The sequence below is a fragment of the Janthinobacterium sp. OK676 genome (assembly GCF_900103595.1).
In the GTDB taxonomy this organism is placed as follows: Bacteria; Pseudomonadota; Gammaproteobacteria; order Burkholderiales; family Burkholderiaceae_D; genus Janthinobacterium.
Genome location: NZ_FNHA01000005.1, coordinates 387,084 through 394,235, shown reverse-complemented (window position 1 = coordinate 394,235; position 7,152 = coordinate 387,084). Strand labels below are relative to the sequence as shown.

At 63.1% G+C, this 7,152-nt stretch carries 5 protein-coding genes and 3 tRNA genes; all 8 read right to left on the bottom strand.

Annotated elements, in window-relative coordinates; translation table 11 throughout:
- On the bottom strand, positions 1-630 hold a 630-nt coding region (locus BLU39_RS13240), incomplete at its 3' end, for a GTP-binding protein (RefSeq protein WP_139178259.1).
- 88 nt (positions 631-718) lie between these two features.
- A tRNA-Thr gene (locus BLU39_RS13235) sits at positions 719-793 on the bottom strand.
- Positions 794-836: 43 nt separating this feature from the next.
- Positions 837-910 (bottom strand) — tRNA-Gly (locus BLU39_RS13230).
- A 62-nt stretch (positions 911-972) separates the two neighbouring features.
- Positions 973-1,057, bottom strand: a tRNA-Tyr gene (locus BLU39_RS13225).
- A 231-nt stretch (positions 1,058-1,288) separates the two neighbouring features.
- Entirely contained in the window at positions 1,289-2,935 is a 1,647-nt protein-coding gene (locus BLU39_RS13220; RefSeq protein WP_092713613.1) for a tetratricopeptide repeat-containing response regulator, read from the bottom strand.
- 133 nt (positions 2,936-3,068) lie between these two features.
- Positions 3,069-4,664, bottom strand: a complete 1,596-nt coding sequence (locus tag BLU39_RS13215) for a DUF3369 domain-containing protein (protein WP_092713611.1) — start codon at positions 4,662-4,664, stop codon at positions 3,069-3,071.
- Positions 4,665-4,727: 63 nt separating this feature from the next.
- On the bottom strand, positions 4,728-5,804 hold the full coding sequence (locus BLU39_RS13210) for a J domain-containing protein (RefSeq protein ID WP_092713609.1): 1,077 nt from the start codon (positions 5,802-5,804) through the stop codon (positions 4,728-4,730).
- Positions 5,805-5,953: 149 nt separating this feature from the next.
- Positions 5,954-7,105, bottom strand: coding sequence for a class I SAM-dependent methyltransferase (locus tag BLU39_RS13205; protein WP_092713605.1), 1,152 nt, complete (start codon positions 7,103-7,105; stop codon positions 5,954-5,956).
- Between the last annotated feature and the right edge of the window lie 47 nt (positions 7,106-7,152).

Sequence of the window (7,152 nt, the reverse complement as noted above, 5' to 3'; positions counted from 1 at the left end):
GTCAACAGCGCGCTCTGGCGTTGGGATGTAAGCATCCAGCGCATCGGCCAGACGCAGCACTGCGTCAACGCCCATTTCGCCTTCTTTGCCTTCCAGCGCCATACGTGCCGAACCTTTGATGATAGGCAGGTCGTCGCCTGGGAATTCGTACTTCGACAACAGCTCGCGCACTTCCATTTCAACCAGTTCCAGCAGCTCTGCGTCGTCGACCAGGTCGCACTTGTTCAGGAACACGATGATATATGGAACGCCAACTTGGCGGGCCAGCAGGATGTGTTCGCGGGTCTGTGGCATTGGGCCGTCAGCTGCGGAGCACACCAGGATCGCGCCGTCCATCTGGGCTGCACCGGTAATCATGTTTTTGATGTAATCGGCGTGGCCTGGGCAGTCAACGTGCGCGTAGTGACGCGTTTCCGTTTCGTACTCGACGTGGGCGGTGTTGATCGTGATACCGCGCGCTTTTTCTTCTGGAGCCGCATCGATCTGGTCGTATGCTTTAGCTTCGCCGCCGAATTTCTTCGACAGAACCGTTGCGATTGCAGCGGTCAGCGTGGTTTTACCGTGGTCGACGTGGCCGATGGTGCCGACGTTGACGTGCGGCTTGGTCCGTTCGAATTTACCTTTTGCCATTTTGAACTCCTAATGATTTGATTAGATTGCTCAGGCACACGCCCGACGGTCTGGTTTGAATTGCTTCTGTGCTGCCTGCTGCGAATTCTGGTGCCCTTGACGTGGATCGAACACGTGGCCTCTCCCTTACCAAGGGAGTGCTCTACCACTGAGCTACAAGGGCTGTAATTTGTTGCATGCGATGCATCAAGCATCTGAACGGAAACTGGAGCGGGTGAAGGGAATCGAACCCTCGTCGTAAGCTTGGAAGGCTTCTGCTCTACCATTGAGCTACACCCGCGAGGTATCGTTCACTTTTCTTCACTTGCTTTTTGCTACTACCCAGTTTTCCTTGCAAAAACTTGGTGGAGGGGGCTGGATTCGAACCAGCGTACTCATAGAGAACAGATTTACAGTCTGTCGCCTTTAACCACTCGGCCACCCCTCCGCGGGAACCGCAGAGTATGAAGCATCTACTCACAACTGTCAACCTTATTTACTGATGCCTGACTGCTGCATTTGCGTATAAAGAAGAAGTTGGCTGCTTCGGGGCGTGATTATAAGCTCCCGATTTGAGAATGTGCAAGGGTTGGCGCGAAAAAGTCGGCTTTTTTCGCATTTTTTTTATCTTCCCTGCCCGCAAGCCGCATTTTCCCGTCATTCGCGCCGTTTCTCCCGTTCACCGTGCGTCAGGCGGATGCATCCAGGTGTTGCCCAAGGGCTTATATTTACGCAACAACTGCTGATGCAGGCCCGACAGCACCGGCAATTTGGGGTTGCGCGGGTCCAGGCGGCGCACACCGGCGATAAACGTCAGCGCCTGCTGCCCCATGCGCTCATCCCAGCCCTCGTGCTCCAGGCATTTCAGCACGGCAACGGCCGCATTGAAGACCACTTGCGGATTGTCGGGCAGGCGCGTGACGGCCTCGCCCATCAGGTCGACGGCGCCGCGGAAATCGCCTTCGCCCGCCCTGGCGGCGCCGGCCGCCACCATATCGGCCACTTCCTGGCGGCTTTGCCGCGCTAATGCCTTGGCCAGCTCTTCGCGCCCGGCCTGTTCGAACACGGCCATGGCGCGCGTCATGGCGGCGCTGTCGGGCGCGTTGCGCATGACTTCGCGCATCACCTCGGCCGCGCCATCTTCGCGGCCGTGCGCCAGGCAGTGGCGCGCCAGCTCGGTTTTCAGCATGTTCGAGCCGCCCACGCTGTGGCGGTTGGCGGCCAGGGCCGCGTCCAACGATTGCTGCAGACGCTCCTCGTTGCCCGTCTGCGCATGCAGCATGGCGCTGCACAGGGCGCTGCACAGTTCCGCATTCTTTTGCCCGCCCATCGACTTGTCGAGATCGCGGATCACGGCGCCCGCCTGCAGCGGGTCACCCTTGCGCACCAGGGTCTGCACCAGGCGCACATGGTCTTCCGGATCGCGGAATTCCGAATACTTGGCCTTGCTGACCACCAGCTTGAGGGCTTTTTCCGCCATGTCGATATCATCGGCCGCCAGGGCCGCCTCGCCCAGGCGGCGCAAGCGGCGCACGGCGTGCGGCGACAGGGCCACCGCTTCGCTCAGGGCGGCCTGTGCCAGTTCCGGTTTACCTTGCGCCAGATGCGTGCGCGCCAGCCAGTCATACGCATCGAGAAAACGCTTGTTGTTGTCCAGCAGCCCTTCCAGCATGCCCTGCGCCGCTTCGTACTCGCCCAGCAGGAACTGTGTCTTGGCCTGTCCCAGGCGCGCCCAGCCGATGGACTTGCTCTCGTACAGGGCTGCGTAGATCGGCTCGGCGTCGGTCGCCTCGCCCAGCAGCAGATGCAGTTCCGCGCGCAAGCGCAGGAAATCCGTGGCGTAGCGCGGATACAGGCTCGCGCCCTCGGCGCAGGCGACGATCGCCGCGCGTTCATTGCCCACGTCGATCAATGCATACACGGGCACGAAGGCATTGCGCTTGTCGAGCGCGCGGCCGATGCGCTCGAGCATGTTGTCAGCAGTGAATGGCTTGAGGATGTAATCGGTGGGCAACAGCTCGACGGCGCTGACCACCTTGGCGAAGCTGCCTTCGCCCGTGACCATGAAAAACATGGTCGACGCGTGCATCAATTTGTGGTGGCGCAAGTCTTCCAGCATCTGCTGGCCATCCTGCCCGCCGTCGAGGTCGTATTCGCACAGGATCAGATCATACGATTTGCTGCCCAGCATGCGGATCGCCTGGCCCGAGCTGGCCGCGTCGTCGATCTTCGCCAGGCCGCACAGGTTGAGCATATTGTGCAGGCTGGCGCGCATGCCCGGATGCGGTTCGATGATCAGTGCGCTGAGGCCCTTGAGTTCTTTCATGTCGTGATGTCCGAAAACTCCGCGGCGCGCCACACTGGTGCGTGGCGCCGGCCAGCATGAGGCTGCCGAGTATATGACGGCGCCGCGCGCAAGGGAATGGCGGCGTGCCGAAAAGCGCCAACGCGGTTGCGGCTCAAGCGGTGGCGCGCTCCGGATGCCACAGTTGCGGCTCGTTGTCGATCAGGTCCAGCAGCGCCGCCACCACTTCCGGATCGAACTGGCTGCCGCTGCGCTGTTCGATGTATTCGCGCACCTGCGGATACGGCCACGGCTCCTTGTAGGGCCGCTCGTGCAGCAAGGCATCGAAGACGTCGACCACGGCCACGATGCGCGCGGCCACGGGAATGTCGCGCCCCTTCAGGCCGTTCGGATAGCCGGCGCCATCGAAGTGTTCGTGGTGGCCGCCGGCAATCTGCGCGCCGTACGTCAGGTAGCTGACGCCGTCGACCATGTTGGCGGCCCGCTCGAGGATGGTGCGCCCGACGCTGGCGTGCAGCTGCATCTGCGTGCGTTCCTCGTCCGTATGCCTGCCCGGTTTCAATAGCACGGCGTCCGGCGTGGCCACCTTGCCCACGTCGTGCAGGATGCTGGCCAGGCCGATCATGTCGAGCAGCTGCGGGCTGAGCTCGTCGGCATACGCGCCGCGCTGCTGCATGCGCTGGGCGATGGCGTCGGACAATTGCTGCACGCGCCGCACGTGGCCGCCCGTGTCGCTGTCGCGGAACTCGGCCAGGTCGGCCAGCGCCACGACGGTCGCTTCCTGCGCCTTGCGCAGCTGGCCGAACATGTACAGGTTGTCGAAGGCGGCGGCGATGCGCTGGCAAAACACTTCCAGCAAGTCGCGCTGGATCTGCGCCAGCGGCCACGGCGGCGTGACGGAGATGGCCAGTTCGCGGTTGCCTTCCGTATGGATGAACAGCACGTTGGCCGGATGCTCGAACTGGCTGCGCTTTTCCGCGAAGGCCTTGTCGATGGTGGGCGTGAGCGCGTGATCGGCCGGCATCGCTTCGGACTCGGCCAGCACGGCATACGTGCCCGTGGCCGCCACCACCTCGGGCCGCCCGGCGCCGCCCTGCATCAGGCACAGCACGCCATCGGCGCCCACGTCGAGGATGGCGCTGACCTGGTTGAGCACGCCGGAAGCAAATTCGCGCAGCGAATGGATCTGGTACAGATTGGTGGCGCCGGCGAGGATCTTGCCCAGGCCGATGCGGCTGCGCTCGAGCATCATCAGGCTCTCGTAGGCGCGCAGGGCCGAAATGACGGTCGTAAACAGCTTTTGCGTCGTCAGTTCCGTCTTGGCCTTGTAATCGTTGATGTCGTATTCGATGATGACGCGCTGCTCGGGCGCCTGGCCCGGCTGGCCCGTGCGCAGCACGACGCGCACGATGGAGTTGTTCAGGTCGGCGCGAATGCGCTTGGCGAGGATCAGGCCCGCGTCATCCGTTTCCATCACCACGTCGAGCAGCACCAGCGCGATATCGGGCGTGTCGCGCAAGATCTCGTACCCTTCGCGGCCGCTGTAGGCGGAAAACAGTTCCAGTTCGCGGCCCTTGAAACTGACATTGCGCAACGCCAGCCGCGTGACCGCATGCACATCGACGTCGTCATCGACGATCAGGACACGCCACAGGCGCTGGTCGGGCGCGGCCAGCCCGGAGGGACTGGCCACCGGCTCATCTTCGTCGAGCAGCCAGTTATCATCTGCATCGGCTTTGAGGTCGGTCATGAATACTCCTAAGGGATAAGTTCGATGTGGACGCTGCGTTGACGCATATCAAGCATAATCAGATTAGATGCTGCTTACAACAGGATTCTGCGTACCGCCCTCTCCCGCGGCGGGCGCTGGCGCCGGTATCGAGGCGCCGCTGCGCGTGTTGCCGCCGCAATTGTCCTGGCCAGGCCCGACGGCCTGGTAGCGCACTTCGTATTTGCCCGCGCTGAGCTGTTCCACCGTCAGCTTGTCATTGGCCAGGATGTACAGGTAGCGCACATTCGAGCGCCGCTCCTGGTCATACAGCTTGACGAAGACGGGCGCGGCATTGCCGCTGTTATCGATGGTCAACACCAGTTCATCGCCCTTGTTACCGATCGGGAAGCCATCGACATAGCCGGACCGCGCCGGCCATGGCTCGCCATTCGGCGCCACCAGCGCCGCCGAATCGGCCTGGCCCACGCCATCGCAGGCGGGCCGGCTCGCTTTCAGGCTCAACTGCGCCACGGCCAGCACGCGGATCTCGGGTGCCTTCGCTTGCGCGGGTTCGGCCGCATACGGCTTGCCCACGGCCCAGCTATCGACTGCCACGGCCTCGCCTTTCGATGGCGCCGGCGCGGCCTCCGGCGCAGGGGGAGCAGCGCCATCGCGGGCCAGGCCGCTCCAGGCCGAGGCCAGCGCGGCAGGCATGGGCTGCGAGGTATCGAGCATCAGCAAGGCGCCCAGCCAGCCCAGCAGCAGGCAGACAAGCAGACTCAGCCACCAGCGCCAGTTGCGCCAGATGGGCTGCATGCCGCGCCGCGGCTTGCCCTTCGGCGGCGGCACATCCTGCGCCCACGTGTGCTCATGCGGCTGGGCATGACCTTTCGCGCGGCCATCGCGGCTCTTGCCTTCTTCCTGGTGGGTGCTTTCCAGCCATTCGATTTCCCATTCCTCGGCGGCGATCCACTCGTCGTGCTCCTTGCGGCGTTGCGGGTCGGACAAGGTGCCGTAGGCGCTGTTGAGGATGGCCATGATGCGGGCCGCCTTTTCGTCGCCGGGATTCTTGTCTGGATGGTATTTCTGGCTGAGGGCTTTATACGCGGCACGTATGACTTCCTGCGGCGCCAGGCGCGCCACTTTCAGGTTGTCATAGTGTGTATGTATCTTTCCCATCGTTCTATCTTGAAATCGGTGCGCGGCGACGGGTTCTTGCAGGATGGAACCGTGCTGTGTCGGTCATCATATACGATATGACAAGATAATAACCACCGGCGGACAGGAAATTGCAGGGCGGAACTGCCCTGCCTTGATATTGCCGGCGCTTACAGGCGGTGACTGCGGTCACTCGACAACAACGCTTGCGGCAACGCCACCTGATGCCCCACCACCAGCACCTTGAACAATTCCCCCATCTCGGCCGGCGACACCAGCTTTTGCACGGCGCTGGCCTGCGGCAGGTAAGTCTTGACCTGCTGCGGATCGGTGCGCAGCAGCAAGTCGCCGATACCGGAACCCAGCAGGAAGGACGCCTGGTTCATGTAGGCGAGCACGTCGAGGCCCGCATCCTGCGCCGCCACCGCCATGGCCGTAAAATCCACGTGGGCCGTGATGTCCTGCAAGCCGGGCAGATAAAACGGTTCCGCGTGGGCGTGATGGCGGTAATGGCACATCAGGGTGCCCGTGGCGCGCAAGTCCAGGTAATACTCGTGCGCCGGAAAACCGTAATCGAACAGCACGGCCGCGCCGCCCTTGCCATTGGTCAGCATCTGCGCCAGCGAGCGCATGAAGCCGCAGGCGACGCCATGAATTTCGCTGACATAGCCGACCGGCAAGTCGTCCGCGCCGGGCACCTGGGCGGCGATCTGCGCGGCCACGTCGGCGCCGGCCGGACGCTCGATGAACACGAACTGGCCGTCGGCAATACTGACGTCGAGTTCGCACCAGCCGGCCGGCGTCTTGCTGATCAGGTTGACGGGCATGGCGTCGAGCACTTCATTGCCGAACACGGCGCCGTCGAAACTGTCGGGAAAACCGTCGAGCCACACCACCTGCGGGAAGGCGGCCAGCGCCCGCTCCTGGCGCGCGCGCAATTCGCCGGACAATTCGACGATCGCATACTGTTCGATCGCGATGCCGGCCTGCGCCGCTTCCGTCAGGATATCGAAGGCCAGCTTGCCCGTGCCGGCGCCGAATTCGAGGATGCGCGGGGCCGTTTGCGCCATAATAGCGGCTGCCACATGGGCCAGGGTGGCGCCGAACAGGGGCGAAATCTCCGGCGCGGTTGTAAAATCGCCATCTTTACCCAGCTTGGCGGCGCCGCCGCTGTAATAGCCGAGGTCAGGCGCATACAGCGCCAGCTCCATGAAGCGGACAAAGGGAATGGCGCCGTCATTGCGCGCGATTTCAGCGGCAATCTGGTGCTGCAAGGCATGGGACGCGGCCAGCGCGTCGCTATCGGGTGCGGGAAGAGACATTCCCGCATTGTAGCGAATCGGCGGCGCATGCCGCCAGTGTGGCGTCC

Bases quoted from the DNA above. Each gene is read 5' to 3' on its own strand.
- BLU39_RS13220 (WP_092713613.1), bottom strand. From the start codon at position 2,935: ATGAAAGAACTCAAGGGCCTCAGCGCACTGATCATCGAACCGCATCCG.
- BLU39_RS13215 (WP_092713611.1), bottom strand. From the start codon at position 4,664: ATGACCGACCTCAAAGCCGATGCAGATGATAACTGGCTGCTCGACGAA.
- BLU39_RS13210 (WP_092713609.1), bottom strand. From the start codon at position 5,804: ATGGGAAAGATACATACACACTATGACAACCTGAAAGTGGCGCGCCTG.
- BLU39_RS13205 (WP_092713605.1), bottom strand. From the start codon at position 7,105: ATGTCTCTTCCCGCACCCGATAGCGACGCGCTGGCCGCGTCCCATGCC.